We start from the raw sequence: 14,933 nt of genomic DNA, 5'->3' as shown, positions 1-14,933 counted from the left end.
GGCCGCGATCACATCAGCAGAGCAGGAGAACACCCATGGCACGCGACGTCGACGTCATCATCTCGCAGGGACGTGTGGGCGACCGCACCACGGGCGCGCTGCCCGGCGCGCGGCGGACCGGTGAGGCGCTGGCATCGCTGCTGTCCGTCGATCCGCGCATCGTCGGAACGCCATCGGCGGCGGCGACGGATGACTGGTCGCAGAGCCTGCCGGCGGCATCCGGCACCCTCGTCGCCCTATGCGAGACGATGCGTGACGCCCTGGATGCCGGCCGCGTGCCGGTCCTTGCCACCAACGCCTGCGGGGCGAGCATCGGGACGCTCCCGACCGTCGCCGAGCGATTCCCGGACGCCGTCGTGCTCTGGATCGATGCGCACGGCGACTTCAACACTCCGCAGACCACTGAGTCGGGGTACCAGCTGCTCGACCTTCACGGCATCACGGTGCTGGCACCGGCCGAGAGCACGCCTGCGCGGGTCGCCGAGATCGTCGCGGGGCGCGACGTGTGGATCCATGTCGACTGGGACGTGCTCGAGCCGGGGTACATCCCGGCCGCCTATCGGGTAGGGGAGGGGCTGCTGCCGCACCGGATCGCAGGGATCTTCGCCGCGCTGTCACCGGAGCAGGTGCGCGGCGTCGAGCTCGCCGAGTTCGAGGACGGCGACAGCGAGGTGCCCGCCCGGGTGAGCGTCGAGCTGATCCTCGAGACGTTCCTCGCGCTGCGCCTCTGAGCGCTGAGGCTCTGCCGCTGAGACTCAGGGCGACGGACGGGTCAGGACCGTCGCCTGCGCTCAGGGTCGACTCCCATGCGGATGCGGGTGCGCTTGCGCTCGATGATGATCATCGTGGCTCCGAGCACCCAGAGGGGCACCTGGGTGAGGAAGGCGACGCGGAACGGCTCCAGCGCGTAGGTGTCCGGGGTTCCGGCGCCCTGCAGGTCCAGGGTCAGGCCGATCAGGAAGATCGCCGTCAGTGCGGCGAGGAACCCGCCGGAGTTGGTGACCCCGGTGGCGGTGCTCAGGCGGTGCACCGGGTTGTGCGTGCGCGCGTGGTCGAACGCGATCATCGATGCGGGGCCGCCCGCCGCCAGGCACACGAGGAGCACGATCAGCAGCCAGATCGGCGCCGGTCCCGGCCACAGCGCGACCGCGAGCCAGGCGATCACCTGCACGCCCACACTGGGAAGCACGAGCGCGAGGGAGCGCCGCAGCGGGATGCGGCGTGACAGCTCACCGAGGATCGGTCCGAGCACCATCGCCACGATGACGTTCAGTGAGAGCAGTCCGGCTGCCGCAGCCCCCGAAAGCCCCTCGCCGGTGGTGAGGTAGGGCATGCCCCACAGCAGCAGGAAGGCCGTGCCGGCGAACGGCGTACTGAAGTGCGACCAGAAGGCGAGCCGGGTGCCCGGGTGTGCCCACGCGGCGCGGATGCCGACCCCGGTGTCGACCGTGGAGGTGACGACCCGCACGAGGCCGGTCTCGGTGTTGACCGTGACGTCGGCGGATGTCTCGGGCGGGTGGTTGCGCACGATCGCCCACACGAGGATCGCGAAGAGCACCCCGAGTCCGGCGATGCTGCCGAAGGTGATGGTCCAGCTGGTGGAGTGCAGCAGCGCGGCCAGAGGCAGCAGGGCGACCAGCTGACCGGCCTGCCCCGAGATGCCGGTCATCTGCACCATCAGCGGCCCGCGCTGTGCGGGGAACCACGTGGCGACCAGTCGCAGCACGGCGGGGAAGATGGCGGCATCGCCGGCGCCCAGCAGCACACGCGCGACGATCGCGACGCCGATGCTGGGGGAGACCGCCATCACGAACTGCCCGGCGGCCATGAGCAGCATCCCGATCACCATGATCGGACGCGAGCCGTAGCGGTCCAGCAGCACCCCGATCGGGATCTGCATTCCGCCGTAGACGGCGAGCTGCACGACAGCGAAGAGCGAGAGCGTGGCGGCATCCGCCTGGAACCGTTCGGCCGTGTCGACACCGACCGCGCTCAGCGAGCTGCGGTTGGTGATCGCCAGCACGTATGCGGCGACGGCGACGGACCAGATCAGCCAGGCACGCCAGCCGGGAGTGGAGCGGGCGAGGGGAGTGGCGGTCACTCGACCCAGGTTAGCGCTCGGCGGCGCCGGTGAGCGTCACGCGGATGCGGCGTGACAGATCCTGCGCCGGAGCGCAGACTCGACTCATGACTCCGGTGCCCTGGGTGCTGCACGTCGACATGGACCAGTTCATCGCGGCGGTGGAGGTGCTGCGGCATCCCGAACTGGCCGGGCGTCCTTTGATCGTCGGCGGCACCGGCGCGCCGGGGGAGCGCGCGGTGGTGTCCACCGCGTCGTACGAGGCCCGCGCGTACGGGATCGGATCGGGGATGCCGATGAAGATCGCGCTACGCAGAGCGCCGGATGACGCGGTGTTCCTGCCGGTCGACCATGCCGCCTACGAGCAGGTGTCGGCGCAGGTCATGGCGGCGCTGCGCACTCTGCCGGACGTGGTGGTGGAGATCATCGGTTGGGATGAGTGCTTTCTCGGCGCGACGACCAACGACCCCGAGTCGCTCGCGCGAGCCGCCCAGCAGGCCGTGCTGGACGCCACCGCGCTGCAGTGCACGGTCGGCATCGGCGACAACAAGGTGCGTGCCAAGATCGCGACAGGATTCGGCAAGCCGAGGGGCGTGTTCCGCCTGACGGACGCGAATTGGTTCGACGTGATGGGGGAGAGGGAGACGCGTGAGCTGTGGGGCATCGGCGCTCGGGTGCAGAGTCGCCTGGCCGATCACGGCATCCGCTCTGTCCGCGAACTGGCGGATGCCGATGAGGCGGAGCTCGTGGCCGAGTTCGGGCCGACGATGGGCGTCTGGTATCACGGTCTCGGGTTCGGCCGCGGTCCGGCGGTCGTCGACGACACGCCGTGGGTCGCCCGCAGCCACAGCAGGGAGACCACGTTCCCGCAGAACCTCTCGACGCGCGACGAGATCGACGGCGCCCTGCGCGAGCTGGCGCAGGCGGCCTTCGAGGACTGCGCGGCCGAAGGGAGACCGGTTGTGCGAGTGCATCTGAAGGTGCGGTACGCGCCGTTCGAGACGCGCACGCTCGGCCACAAGCTGCCGGCGCCGGTCAGCAGCGCCTCGGAGTTCGTGGCTGCCGCGCTCGCTCTGAGCGCCGGACTGGATGGTGAGCGGGAGGTGCGGCTGCTGGGGGTGCGGGCCGAGATGGCGATGCCCGAGGGAGGCGTCCCCGTGGATCGCACACCGGTGCGGGGGAGGATCTGAGAGGCGGGGGGCGCTGACGCGGTCGTCAGCCGGCGTCGAGATCCGCGCGGATCAGCGAGTGCACCGCGAGGTCGGTGCGTCCCGCGTCGGTGAACCCGGCGTTGCGGGCGACGCCCTCGAACCGGAACCCGGCCTTCTCAGCGACCCGGTTCGAGGCGTGGTTGCCGGGCGCGATCCGCAGCTCGATCCGCTCGAAGTCCAGATCCGTCAGCATCCAATCCGCGACCAGCCGCACGGCGGTGGGCATCCGGCCGCGGCCGCGGTGTGCCGCCGCGGTCCAGTGCCGCGGTGACAGCATGCCTTCATCCTGCCGTGAACGCAGGATCAGCGGCGCGAGCCGGGGTGGCGGAAATCGGTTCAACCTGGGGTTTAAGGTTTGCGGCGTAAGGATGTTCGAATGTCGGTGGTCGCCGGTTGAATGGAATCCATGGAGAACATCGTCGATCGGTTGGAGCAGTGGCAGGCGCGGTATGCGTCGATGCTCGCCGAGGCGTTCTCATCCGACGAGTTCGCCGGCCTCAGCGATGCCGACCAGGTGCGACTGCTGGAGGTGTCGGGGCGCATCCAGCGGGGCACCGAGGCTGTGCAGGTCGAGACGACCGTACACATCCGCGAACGATCGGAGGGACTGCGCGCCGAGCGGCTCACCAGCAGCTATGGATGCGATCGGCCGGCCGACCTGCTGCGGATGGCGCTGCGCATCGACCGCACGGCGTCGAACCGGCTGGTCAAGGTCGCGGGATTCACCGCGCGCATCCGTGGCATCAGTGCGGGGGAGTACCTCCCGGCTCAGTACGACAGCCTGCGAGGCGCGCTTCACGAAGGTGTCATCGGCGTGGCCGGATTCCTGGCCGCGGTCGAGCCGATCGAGGCAAGCCGCGGTCGGCTCGTACTGGAGCAGCGCATCGACGCGGACAGGCAGCTGGGCGCGTTCGCCCGTGGCATACTGACGGACGCCGATGCCAGACCTGTTCCGGAGGGCGAGCGGGCACCTGCACCGACGCCGGACGAACTGGGGCAGCTGGCACATGTGCTGGCCGCGTATCTCGATCCCGACGGGGCCGAACCGCGAGATGACCTCGCTTCGCGCACGCGCGGGTTGGGACTGGGTGCGAAGCGCGACGGGTGCGTGCCGATCCGGGGTTACCTTCTGCCCGAGGTCGCCGCACAGTTGAGCCTGATGTGGGACAGTCTGCTCAATCCGCGCGTGGAGCCGGTCGCGGCTCCGCCGGGCGTGCACTTCGTCGATTCGCAACAGGATCCGTCAGAGGACCCGCTCGTACCGCTCGACGACCGGAGTCGGCTGCAGAAGCAGCACGACGCCTTCGCAACGATCCTCATGGCTGCGGCCCGTGGCGGGGAGCTGCCGGATCTGGGTGGAGCCGCCCCGACCCTCGTCGTCACGGTCGACGCGGAGGACTACGCGTCGGGGGAGGGCTGGGCGGATGTCTCCGGCACCGACGTGCCGGTGCCGATGCGAGTGGCAGCCCAAGTCGGCTGTGCCGGTGGCGTCCAGCGCGTGCTGTTCGATGAGCACGGCCGCATCGTCGGTCTCGGAACGTCGGCCCGCGTCTTCAACGCTCTGCAGCGACGGGCCATCGTCGCGCGAGATGGCGGCTGCATCATCCCGGGCTGCACGATTCCGGCGACCTGGTGCGAACTCCATCACGTCAGGGACTACGCGCTGGGCGGTGAGACCCACACCGACAACGGCGCAAGTTAGCAATACCACCGTTCGCTCCACGTCGTTGACCTCCTGGTAGGTTGACCACATTGGCACTTAGGGGAGTTATCATGGCTCGCGAAACAGACTTTGACCACGACCAAGTCGGCCACTTGCTCGCTGATCACTTGATCGAAGTACCACGCTTTCAGCGTCGTTATGCGTGGACGATCGATAATGTGCGCGAGTACCTCAGCGACCTCGCCGAGGCGCGTGCGAAAGACCGCGACTATTTCGTCGGCACTGTTGTGCTGACGCTCCCAGAGGAAGACAGTTTTCGTCGGCGTGTAGTCGACGGCCAGCAGCGGCTCGCCACTACATCTGTGCTACTCGTTGCGATTAGGGATCGGCTTATCGAGCTGGGAAAAGTCGAGCAGGCCAAGCGCGTAGAGGAAAGATATCTGCGAGGTTACGAGCTTCAGGCAGAGGGTGTATTTGAGCGACTTGCACTCGGCCCGCACGACAGCGAGGCGTACCTCGGACTGCTCAACGGCGAGACTTCGGCGGATCGAGACACCCATCCACTCGTGGCGTCCTACGGTGTTTGCAGGCAGCACGTTGCGGGACTCGCGCCGGACGCGGATTCCTACAGCGCTCTCATGGACATCGTCAACCAGCTAGAGAAGCGCGTCCAGATCTTGGTTGCGGTTGCGACTGGCATCCAAGAGGCCTACGTCATCTTTGAGACCCTGAACGACCGCGGCGCAGACCTCACCACTGCCGATCTTCTGAAGAACTACCTATTCAGCGCTTCGGGCGCTTACCTCTCGACCGTCGAGCACAAGTGGGTACAGCTTGAGTCGGCGTTCGAGAAGCCGGACGACCTTGTTCGCCTGATCCGCTTCGAGCTCATCTCACGCAAGGGCCCGGTTCGGACGAGCAAGCTTTACCGGGCGATTCAGGAGGACATTGGGGAGTCGGGGATCAGCGCGAATACCTACCTCAGTCGACTGGTGAAGGCGAAAGATACTTACGTCGCGCTGCGCGATCCCGACAGTGACTACTGGAAAAGCGAGAAAGTTGACGTCCGGGATTCACTGCTCGCGTACAGAAGGTTCCAGTTCGAGAGCAGCATCCCCGTCGTGCTCGCGGCATTCGCGACGTGGGACTTCGATGACGCCTGTCGACTCCTCAACAAACTCTTGATGTGGTCGGTACGAGCGCTCTTCGCGGGGAACATTGGCGCGAAGTTGGCTGAAGACACCTTCGGTAGCACCGCGGCCGCGATCTCGGCGGGCGCCGCAGTCAACCAGATTGATGTTCGTGCCGAACTGGACAAGCTGATCCCCAGCGATGACCAGTTCAGGGCGGCGTTCAGTCGATATGGCGTGATGCCTGGCTCTCGAGTCAAGTACATTCTGGGGATGATTGAACGCGTCGAGTCCGAACTAGCTGGTCGTGATACGACCGCTCTCGATTGGTCATCGCGCGGTGTGACCATTGAGCACATCCATCCGAAGTCGCTGCCTGGGCAGCTGGGCCAGGGGGCTGCGGCGACGCTGGTTGACACGCTCGGCAACCTCACGCTGCTGGAAAAAAGGCTCAATAAGGGGCTCGGGTCGAAGCTTCCGCCTGAAAAGTCAGAGGTGTACGCAGAATCAGCGTTCACGATGACGCGCCAGCTCAGCGGACTAAACGCATGGAACGCCGGAGCGATCGAGCGACGTATCGACAGGTTGGCAGGGTTGGCCTGTCAGGCCTGGCCCAACGCCTAGCGCGGCTCGCGAAGCGCGCCGCGCCTTGACTTGAATCTGCAACATAACTCGGGGGACTGCAGCGACGAGGGGCGGCAAGGAATCGCGGAGCGATTCCGCGGCAGCCGCGCCGCGTAGCGGCGTCGGTGAAGATATCCGCAGGGCTGGGAATGACAGCAGTGTGATTCTCTGCTAGAACTGCTGGTGAACGGTAGCTGGAATCACACAGAAGCAAAAGCACGAGCGCACCTTTACGCAGACACAGACATAGCAAGCGCGACAGACGCAGCCCTACCAGCGGGGCGAGTACATCGAACTGACCGTTCGCGTTCTTGTCGTCTTGTCTGTGTGAGGTTCTGCGATGGTCACTGCACCGTCTTCTGTGCGCCCCTTGGCTCGTCCCGATGCTGGTTGGTCGTTCACGCTTGTCCCGGCCGCCGGTGAGGGCGGCGGTTCGTTCCGGTCGTCGTTGCGGCGGGTGCCCGATTATGTGGCGCGCGGCGAGGCCGCGGATCCAGATCGCGCTGCTGCTGAAGCGGGGCGGCGTGCGCGATCGACGTTGCGCAGGTACTGCGCAGCGAACGTGCTCAATCGTCTAGGTACGTTGACGTACGCGGGCGCAGGTAATCACGATTCGGCGCTGATCCGTGAGCACCTTGGTGACTTCTTCCGCGCTCTGCGCGATGGCCTGGGAGGGAAGCCGTTGCCGTATGCGTGGGTTCCCGAGTGGCACAAGGGTGACGTCCCGCTGAGTGGTGGAGTTTCTCAACACCGTGCGAGATCAGCTTCTGTGATTATGCTGCAGCGAGTTCGGGGATCGCGACCTCCTTCTCGGTGGTGTTGAGGAGCTTCATGGAGTGCTCGCTGAAGTAGCGTCGGTCGGCGCCGTCCCATTCGTCGTGTTGCTCGATGAGGACGTGCCCGGCCAGGCGCAGCAACGCGGCGGGGTTGGGGAAGGTGCCGACGACGTCGGTGCGCCGTTTGATTTCCTTGTTCACCCGCTCCAGGGGATTCGTGGACCAGATCTGCCGCCAGTGCTGCTGCGGGAACCCGCAGAACGCGAGGATGTCGTCCTTCGCGTCCTCGAGCATGTCCGCGATCTTCGGGTGCGACCGTGTCAGCATGCGCACGACCTCGTGGAACTGCGCGAACACGTGCTCGGTGTCGGGTTGAGCGAAGATCGTGCGGATGATCGACGCGACCATCGGCCCCGCGGTCTTCGGGACCGAGGTGAGCACGTTGCGCATGAAGTGAACTCGGCATCTCTGCCAACTGGAGCCTTGGAAGACGGTGTCGATCGCGGCGATCAGACCGGTGTGCGCGTCCGAGATGACCAGCTTCACCCCGTCCAGCCCGCGGGCCTTCAACGACCGCAGGAACGTGGTCCAGAACGGCTGCGACTCGGTCTCCCCGACCTCGAACCCGAGCACTTCCCGCCGCCCGTCCGCCGCGATACCCACGGCGACGACCACGGCCTGAGAGACGACCCGCCGGCCGACCCGTGCTTTGCAGTAGGTCGCGTCGAGGAACACATACGGGTAGGTGGTGTCCGCGAGGGGCCGGTCGCGGAACGCAGCGACGTCCTCATCGAGGTTCGCGCAGATCCGAGACACCTCGGACTTGCTGATCCCGGTGTCAGCGCCGAGCGCTTTGACCAGGTCGTCGACCTTCCGGGTCGAGACGCCGTGGACGTAGGCCTCCATCACGACCGCGAACAGTGCCTGATCGACCCGGCGGCGCCGTTCCAACAGCGACGGGAAGAACGAGCCCTGCCGCAGTTTCGGGATCCGCAGATCCAGCTCCCCGGCGGTCGTGGTCAGCGTCCGCCGGCGGGTGCCGTTGCGTTGCGTGGTGCGATCCGGGGTGCGTTCAAACGGGGCGGCGCCGATGAACGCGGCCGCTTCCGCGTCGATCAACTCCTGGTAGAGCGTTTCGGTCGCGACCCGGATCCGGTCGGTGACGTCGGTGAGTTTCAGTTCCCCGAGGAGCTCGAGGAGGGCAGACTGGTCAAGAGCCATCGTGCGTCGTGTCTTTCTGTGAGTAGCTTTAGTCGGTTCTCACTGACCATCGCACGATGGCTCACCACGTCAACGACGTGACACCCAGCACCGGAAACTACACCACCCCAGGGGACGCCACCGGCACAAGTCTGGGCATGGACTGCACGCGCACTTCGCGGTGGGGCGGTTCATCAAGCGTGCTCTCATTGAATCGGCTTGGCCGCATGGTTTCGTGTCGATCAAGCTGCTAAGCAACCTGCCCGTTGGGTCGACGTCGTTGTCTGAGGCGCGCTTGGCGGGTACCTACCTGGCGAAGTATGTGTCGAAGTCGTTTTCCGACTCCGGGGCGCGTGAGCTGGGTGCACACCGCTACGACGTGGCGCAGGGCTTCCAACCGGAGCGTTTGCGTTTCACCGGGCGTAGCAGGGGAGAGGTGCTGGACCTCGCGTCGGCGCACCTCGGGCATGGTCCGCGGGCTGTGTGGGATTCGTCGGAGTCGGATGCGTGGCAGGGACCTCCGACGGTATGGGCGCAGTGGGGTGCGTGATGGCACTCGATCGTGATGCTGTGGCGGCCTGGGTGCGTGCGTCTTGCGAAGCGCAGGGGATCGGTGTGTACGTGTCGGACTCATCTGTGTTGGATCGAGTGCGGGCGGTGGTGAGCGGCGGGCGGCCGGGTGCGGTGCCCCAGCGGGGCGCGCACCGGCCGACGGCGCTCACACCACCCACACCGGAACAATCCGGGTGGGATCGAAACGGCCCGCACGCGTCGCCGGCATGATCGTGGCGTAGTCGAGTACGGCCCGCGCGATCAGCGCTTGCCTCTCTAGGGTCATGCCTGGCCACTCCTCGCGTAATGCCGCTCCGTGTCCGGCGATCTGCTCGAGCGTGTTTGATCCGGTGAGGCGTTGAAGTTCGTTGTCGATCGCTGTGAGCTGATGCTCGATCGAGTCGCGGGCTGGTATCCACTCTCGTCGCGAGATCTCACCCGCGGCGAACATCTCTGCCAGCTCACGTGCTCGAGCCTCGAGCGTGGTGCGCTTGCTCATCTGCTCGGTGTGGTGGGCGTCGTCCGCGTATCGACCGGTGAGGACCGCTTCCATGTCCGGGGTGTCCAACCGGTAGAGGATCGCGGCGCTGAGCCACTCCTCGACCGGAGGGGCCGTCACGGTGATCCCTCCGCAGCCGCGATGGTCGGGACCCGATAGGCACACGTACCGGCGTTCGGTACCGCGGGCAGAGGAGAACAGCTTCCCGCCGCACTTCCCGCACCGCAGCATCCCCGACAGCAGATACCGGCGCGGGGCGCGCCGACCTGTCGCGGTCTTCGTCGCGACCACGGCGAGTATCTGCTCACGCTCCGCAGGGGTGATGATTCCATCCCACATTGCCGGGCCGACGACCTCTCCGTTGTGGGAGCGCAGCCCGGCGATGCGTGCGCTGTGCAGCAGGTTCCGCACCGTGGTCGATCGCCACGCCGCACCGCTCGAGGTAGGTACTTCGCGCTGCTCGAGGTCTGCTGCGATCGCTCGCGCCGATTCTCCGGCGATGTATCGCTGCGCCATCTCCCGCACGATCACCGCTTCAACCGGGTTGACCGTGAGCTTGTCCGCCTCGTATCCGAACGGCCGATTAGCGCCGCCGCCGGGCCTGCCCTGCTCAGCGTTCTGGCGGGCCTTCCTGCGCAGCCGCTCCGACTTCCGCCCCGACTCCTTGGCTGCAAACGCGGCGAAGATACGCGCCATGAACAACCCATCGTCATTGCCCAAGTCCACATCAGCGGTAACAGTGGCGACCTGACGCACACCCGCGGCTTCACAAACCTGCGCGAACTCCTCGAGCTCGATCGGACGCCGGGTCAGCCGGTCCATGTTGTACACGACTACCGCGTCCCGCAGCCCGTCCCGCACGTCCGCCATCATCCGCTCGTACTCGGGGCGACGCTTTCCCGAGTAGGCGGACACATCGTTATCCACGTACTCGGCGGCCACGTTCCACCCTCGGTCGGCGGCGAGCTTGCGGCAGTCCTCAAGCTGGCGCTGCACGCCGAGAGCTTGGCCGGTCGGATCCGAGGAGATGCGCGCGTAGATCGCTGCTGAATGAGGCTTATGCATAACGGTCATATTAGGAACTCACCGACAACGGCGTCGCGCTCTGCTGGCATCATCACCGCACCCTGCATCTGTCCGAATGGCAGATCCGCATGCGACACGGAGTTCCCGAGATTCGCGGGCCCGCGTGGTGGGATCGTCGCCGAGCGTGGCGTCCGGCGCGACAGGGGAGGATGCGGTCCCGCAGCAGACCGGCTGTCGTCTCCTGACCCGTTGTCACCGCTGAGTGAGTGGGTCAGCTCTCCGGGTCGTCCTGGAACGCCCGCACCTCCTGCGCGCACCGACACGCCCGGGCGATCTTCGCGGCCCAGTCGACAGCATCCGCGTACGTCGGCAGCTCGAGGATGCTGTATCCGCCCTCGATCTGATTCGTCTGCGGGTACGTGCCGGGGGAGAAGGTGCCATCCTCCGACACCAGCACTGGTGCGACGCGCTCATCGATGCCGCCGCCGAAGACCCAGACACCGGCCACCTTCGCCTCGCGGACAACCTCGTGCGCAGCCTCGCTGACTGCGGGAAGCTCCGCGTCGGAGACGTGCATCGCTCCACTCGGGAACGAGATCAGATACTTCGTCATCGTTCACCTCCTGCGCAGAAGCGTACGGCCGCGGCTGTCGCGCGTCGAGGGAGTGGTGGGCCCTGGCTCGACCAAATATTCTGACATAATGTGCATTATCGGTTCTCTCGGAACCTATGAGAGGGGCACACCCGTACGGCCTATGTGGCGTCGCGCGGCGTCGTCCCCGTGGCGTGGTGACTGTGGTCCGTCACATCCGGTACTGCGCGGAGAAGGTCGGCGAGATCCTCCTCGGGACGCGGTGCGATCGTCTCATCATCCTCGAGCTGCGGAACGCTGGGTTCTCCAGGCGAGGGTACGTGATGCGCGTGCTCCTGAGCGTTCTGATCATGCATGGCCGGATCCTCCCGTCAACGTCGACGTCAGCTTCGATCTCAGCGTAGTCACGGCACGTGCGCCACGGCCACGAGATGCGCGCTGAAGTCACGGATGCCGGGAACGGCGGATGCTGCGCGAGCCAACACCAACGCCGCTTCGCGGACCTGCTCGCCAGCATCCGGGCCCGTCTCGAGGAACAGGCCACCCGGACCCTCCACGCCGAGCACCTCACGGACCGTCAACCCGGCCGCCGTGACTTCCGCCTCGAGCTCTTCGGCGGTATGGAAATGTCCCGCAGGGAAACGCATTCCCGAGCCGGGGGCTCCGTCGGCGATCAGCGTGAGCCAGTCCCCCGGAATCGGCGACGGAACCGGGCTGCCGAGCGACGCCTTGCCGAACGCGATATATCGCGATAAGCCCGCAGCGATCAACACACCGCCGATGCGCAGCACGCGGCGTGCTTCTGCCAGTGCCTGTGACCGGTCGTCGCGCGAGGCCAGATGGTACAGCGGGCCGAGCATGATCACAGCGTCGAAAGAGTCATCCTCGAACGGCAGGTCACGCGCATCTCCGACGGCGGCAGGCACGCCGGCCTCCCCCGCCTGCTTCACGTGCCGCGGAACCGGATCGATCAGTTCCACCTCGTAGCCGGCATCCATCAGCGCGCGGGCATGGTTGCCGGCTCCCCCGCCGACATCGAGCACACGACCCACCGGCACGTGTGCTCGGATGATCTCCTGCGTGCGCCGGAATTCCAGCGGCCCCTGGGCGGAGCGCGTCGTCAGCCGGACATGCTCATCGAACACCTCGCCGTAGTACGCCTGGATGCGCGCGTCGATCTGCTGCTGGCGACTGGCCGTCATGTCGTCGACGATAACGTGACCGTCAAGAGTCAGGCGTCCACATACTCGGCGAGGTGCTGACCGGTGAGCGTCTTGCGTTGCTCGACCAGTTCGGCAGGGGTGCCCTCGAACACCACCCGACCGCCGTCGTGGCCCGCTCCCGGGCCGATGTCGATGAGCCAGTCGGCGTGCGCCATGACGGCCTGGTGGTGCTCGATGACGATGACGGTCTTGCCGGAGTCGACCAGGCGGTCGAGCAGCCCGAGGATCTGTCGCACATCCGCCAGGTGCAGACCGGTGGTGGGCTCGTCGAGGACGTACACGTCGCCCTTCTCCCCCATCTGGATCGCGAGCTTGACGCGCTGACGCTCACCACCCGACAGCGTCGACAGCGGCTGACCGAGCGACAGGTAGCCCAATCCGACATCCTCCAGGCGGCCGAGGATCGCCGCCGCGGCAGGGATCTTCGACTCCCCCGCCGAGAAGAACTCCCTCGCCCTCGACACGGGAAGATCCAGCACCTCGGTGATGTCGAGACCGCCGAGCTTGTACTCGAGCACCCCGGCCTGGAAGCGCTTGCCCCCGCAGTCCTCGCATGGCGTCTCGATGGTGTCCATGAAACCGAGCTCTGTGATGATGACGCCCGCGCCCTTGCACGTCGGGCAGGCGCCCTCGGAGTTCGCGCTGAACAGCGCCGGCTTCACGCCGTTGGCCTTCGCGAACGCCTTGCGGATCGGTTCGAGCAGCCCCGTGTACGTGGCGGGATTGCTGCGGCGGGAACCCTTGATGGCGCTCTGGTCGATCGAGACGACGCCTTCCAGCGGTGAGACCGATCCGTGGATCAGCGAGCTCTTGCCCGAACCGGCGACACCGGTCACCACGGTCAGCACGCCCTTGGGGATGTCGACATCCACATCCTGCAGGTTGTTCGCCGACGCACCCCGCACCTGGATCTCACCTTCACCGGTGCGCACCGCCGGCTTCAGGGACGCGCGGTCGTCGAGATGCCGACCGGTGAGCGTGCCGCTCGCCCGCAGCCCCTCGACCGTCCCCTCGAAGCAGATCTCGCCGCCGCCGGTGCCGGCAGCGGGCCCGAGGTCGACCACGTGATCGGCGATCGCGATGGTCTCGGGCTTGTGCTCGACCACGAGCACTGTGTTGCCCTTGTCGCGCAGCTCGCGCAGCAGGCCGTTCATCCGCTGGATGTCGTGCGGATGCAGGCCGATCGTCGGCTCATCGAACACATACGTCACATCGGTCAGCGACGATCCGAGATGGCGCAGCAGCTTGATCCGCTGCGCCTCTCCCCCGCTCAGCGTGCCCGACGGCCGGTCCAGGCTCAGATACCCGAGGCCGAGGGTGACGAACGAGTCGAGGTTGGCGCTGAGTGCCTTCAGCAGCGGCCCAGCCCCGGCGAGGTCGAGGCCGCGCACCCACTCGGCGAGGTCGGTGACCTGCATCCGGCAGGCATCCGCGATGCTGATGCCTGCGATCTTCGACGAGCGGGCGCCCTCCGTCAGTCGCGTGCCGTCGCACTCCGGGCACGTGGCGAACGTCGCGACCTGCTCGACGAACCGGCGGATGTGGGGCTGCAGCGCGTCGAGGTCTTTCGACAGCATCGACTTGGTGATCTTCGGGATCAGCCCCTCGTAGGTCATGTTGATCCCGGAGATCTTGACCTTGGTCACCTCGCCGTAGAGGAACAGGTGGCGCTGCTTCTCGGTGAACGACGAGATCGGTTTGTCGGCGGGATAGAACCCCGACGCGGAGAACCCCTTCACCATCCATCCGTCAGCGGTGTATCCGGGCACCATGATGGCGCCCTCGTTCAGAGACTTGGATTCGTCGACCACCTGGGAGAGATCGATGTCCGACACTGCTCCCCTGCCCTCGCACCGCGGGCACATGCCGCCCAGGTAGATGGCATCCTTGACGATCTTCTTCTCGCCGCCCGGCCCTGTCATCACGCCGCTGGCCTTCTGCGTCGGGATGTTGAACGAGAACGCGGTCGGACCGCCGATGTAGGGCTGACCGAGCTTGGAGAACAGGATGCGCAGCATCGCGTTCGCGTCGGTGACCGTGCCGACCGTCGAACGCGGGTTGGCGCCCAGACGCTCCTGGTCGACGATGATCGCCGTGGTCAAGCCTTCGAGCACGTCGACGTCCGGGCGCGGGACGGACGGCATGAACCCCTGCACGAAAGCGCTGTAGGTCTCGTCGATCATGCGCCGGGATTCCGCGGCGATCGTGTCGAAGACCAGCGAGCTCTTTCCCGACCCGGAGACCCCGGTGAACACCGTGAGGCGTCGTTTGGGAAGCACGACGCTGACGTCCTTGAGGTTGTTCTCGCGGGCGCCCTCGACCCGGATGCTGTCGTGGCTGTCGGCGACGTGCGCCAT

11 protein-coding genes are annotated in these 14,933 nt (G+C 66.5%); 4 read left to right on the top strand and 7 right to left on the bottom strand.

Annotation, left to right across the window (positions count from 1 at the left end):
- Positions 1–35: 35 nt before the first annotated feature.
- On the top strand, positions 36–731 hold the full coding sequence (locus tag H7694_RS07435) for an arginase family protein (RefSeq protein WP_193598872.1): 696 nt from the start codon (positions 36–38) through the stop codon (positions 729–731).
- A gap of 41 nt (positions 732–772) precedes the next feature.
- On the opposite strand, the gene H7694_RS07430 is transcribed toward H7694_RS07435, so the two are convergent.
- Positions 773–2,101 carry an MFS transporter gene (locus H7694_RS07430; protein ID WP_413782929.1) on the bottom strand — a complete coding sequence of 443 codons (1,329 nt, stop codon included), beginning with the start codon at positions 2,099–2,101 and terminating at the stop codon, positions 773–775.
- 86 nt (positions 2,102–2,187) lie between these two features.
- On the opposite strand from H7694_RS07430, the gene H7694_RS07425 reads away from it, so the two are divergent.
- Positions 2,188–3,270 (top strand): DNA polymerase IV, encoded by a 1,083-nt coding sequence (locus H7694_RS07425; protein WP_193598871.1) that lies wholly within the window; start codon positions 2,188–2,190, stop codon positions 3,268–3,270.
- Between the two features lie 25 nt (positions 3,271–3,295).
- Here H7694_RS07425 and H7694_RS07420 read toward each other — a convergent pair whose 3' ends face one another.
- Entirely contained in the window at positions 3,296–3,568 is a 273-nt protein-coding gene (locus H7694_RS07420; RefSeq protein ID WP_193598870.1) for a GNAT family N-acetyltransferase, read from the bottom strand.
- A gap of 129 nt (positions 3,569–3,697) precedes the next feature.
- On the opposite strand from H7694_RS07420, the gene H7694_RS07415 reads away from it, so the two are divergent.
- Together H7694_RS07415 and H7694_RS07410 are read left to right on the top strand one after the other, a co-directional pair.
- Positions 3,698–4,993: an HNH endonuclease signature motif containing protein gene (locus H7694_RS07415; RefSeq protein WP_193598869.1), complete on the top strand. Its 1,296-nt coding sequence runs from the start codon at positions 3,698–3,700 to the stop codon at positions 4,991–4,993.
- Between the two features lie 71 nt (positions 4,994–5,064).
- Positions 5,065–6,708: a DUF262 domain-containing protein gene (locus tag H7694_RS07410; protein WP_193598868.1), complete on the top strand. Its 1,644-nt coding sequence runs from the start codon at positions 5,065–5,067 to the stop codon at positions 6,706–6,708.
- A 773-nt stretch (positions 6,709–7,481) separates the two neighbouring features.
- Here H7694_RS07410 and H7694_RS07405 read toward each other — a convergent pair.
- The 5 genes from H7694_RS07405 to H7694_RS07380 all read right to left on the bottom strand — a co-directional run bounded on the left by H7694_RS07405 (position 7,482) and on the right by H7694_RS07380 (position 14,933).
- Entirely contained in the window at positions 7,482–8,705 is a 1,224-nt protein-coding gene (locus H7694_RS07405) for an IS256 family transposase (protein ID WP_193596582.1), read from the bottom strand.
- A 697-nt stretch (positions 8,706–9,402) separates the two neighbouring features.
- Positions 9,403–10,800: a recombinase family protein gene (locus H7694_RS07400; RefSeq protein WP_227468337.1), complete on the bottom strand. Its 1,398-nt coding sequence runs from the start codon at positions 10,798–10,800 to the stop codon at positions 9,403–9,405.
- A gap of 232 nt (positions 10,801–11,032) precedes the next feature.
- The gene (locus H7694_RS07395) at positions 11,033–11,374 is read right to left on the bottom strand and encodes a YciI family protein (RefSeq protein WP_193598866.1); all 342 of its coding nucleotides are present in this window, start codon (positions 11,372–11,374) and stop codon (positions 11,033–11,035) included.
- A gap of 383 nt (positions 11,375–11,757) precedes the next feature.
- Positions 11,758–12,555, bottom strand: coding sequence for a class I SAM-dependent methyltransferase (locus H7694_RS07385; protein ID WP_193598864.1), 798 nt, complete (start codon positions 12,553–12,555; stop codon positions 11,758–11,760).
- 29 nt (positions 12,556–12,584) lie between these two features.
- The gene (locus H7694_RS07380; RefSeq protein ID WP_193598863.1) at positions 12,585–14,933 is read right to left on the bottom strand and encodes an ATP-binding cassette domain-containing protein; all 2,349 of its coding nucleotides are present in this window, start codon (positions 14,931–14,933) and stop codon (positions 12,585–12,587) included.

This window comes from Microbacterium sp. YJN-G (assembly GCF_015040615.1).
Taxonomy (GTDB): domain Bacteria; phylum Actinomycetota; class Actinomycetes; order Actinomycetales; family Microbacteriaceae; genus Microbacterium.
Note: the sequence above shows the minus strand (reverse complement) of the source record. Positions and strands in the feature narration are given on the sequence as shown.

What these genes read in the sequence shown, in the direction of transcription:
- H7694_RS07435 (WP_193598872.1), top strand. Translation starts at nt 36, where the DNA reads ATGGCACGCGACGTCGACGTCATCATCTCGCAGGGACGTGTGGGCGAC.
- H7694_RS07425 (WP_193598871.1), top strand. Translation starts at nt 2,188, where the DNA reads ATGACTCCGGTGCCCTGGGTGCTGCACGTCGACATGGACCAGTTCATC.
- H7694_RS07420 (WP_193598870.1), bottom strand. Translation starts at nt 3,568, where the DNA reads ATGCTGTCACCGCGGCACTGGACCGCGGCGGCACACCGCGGCCGCGGC.
- H7694_RS07415 (WP_193598869.1), top strand. Translation starts at nt 3,698, where the DNA reads ATGGAGAACATCGTCGATCGGTTGGAGCAGTGGCAGGCGCGGTATGCG.
- H7694_RS07410 (WP_193598868.1), top strand. Translation starts at nt 5,065, where the DNA reads ATGGCTCGCGAAACAGACTTTGACCACGACCAAGTCGGCCACTTGCTC.
- H7694_RS07405 (WP_193596582.1), bottom strand. Translation starts at nt 8,705, where the DNA reads ATGGCTCTTGACCAGTCTGCCCTCCTCGAGCTCCTCGGGGAACTGAAA.
- H7694_RS07400 (WP_227468337.1), bottom strand. Translation starts at nt 10,800, where the DNA reads ATGCATAAGCCTCATTCAGCAGCGATCTACGCGCGCATCTCCTCGGAT.
- H7694_RS07395 (WP_193598866.1), bottom strand. Translation starts at nt 11,374, where the DNA reads ATGACGAAGTATCTGATCTCGTTCCCGAGTGGAGCGATGCACGTCTCC.
- H7694_RS07385 (WP_193598864.1), bottom strand. Translation starts at nt 12,555, where the DNA reads ATGACGGCCAGTCGCCAGCAGCAGATCGACGCGCGCATCCAGGCGTAC.
- H7694_RS07380 (WP_193598863.1), bottom strand. Translation starts at nt 14,933, where the DNA reads ATGGCGCACGTCGCCGACAGCCACGACAGCATCCGGGTCGAGGGCGCC.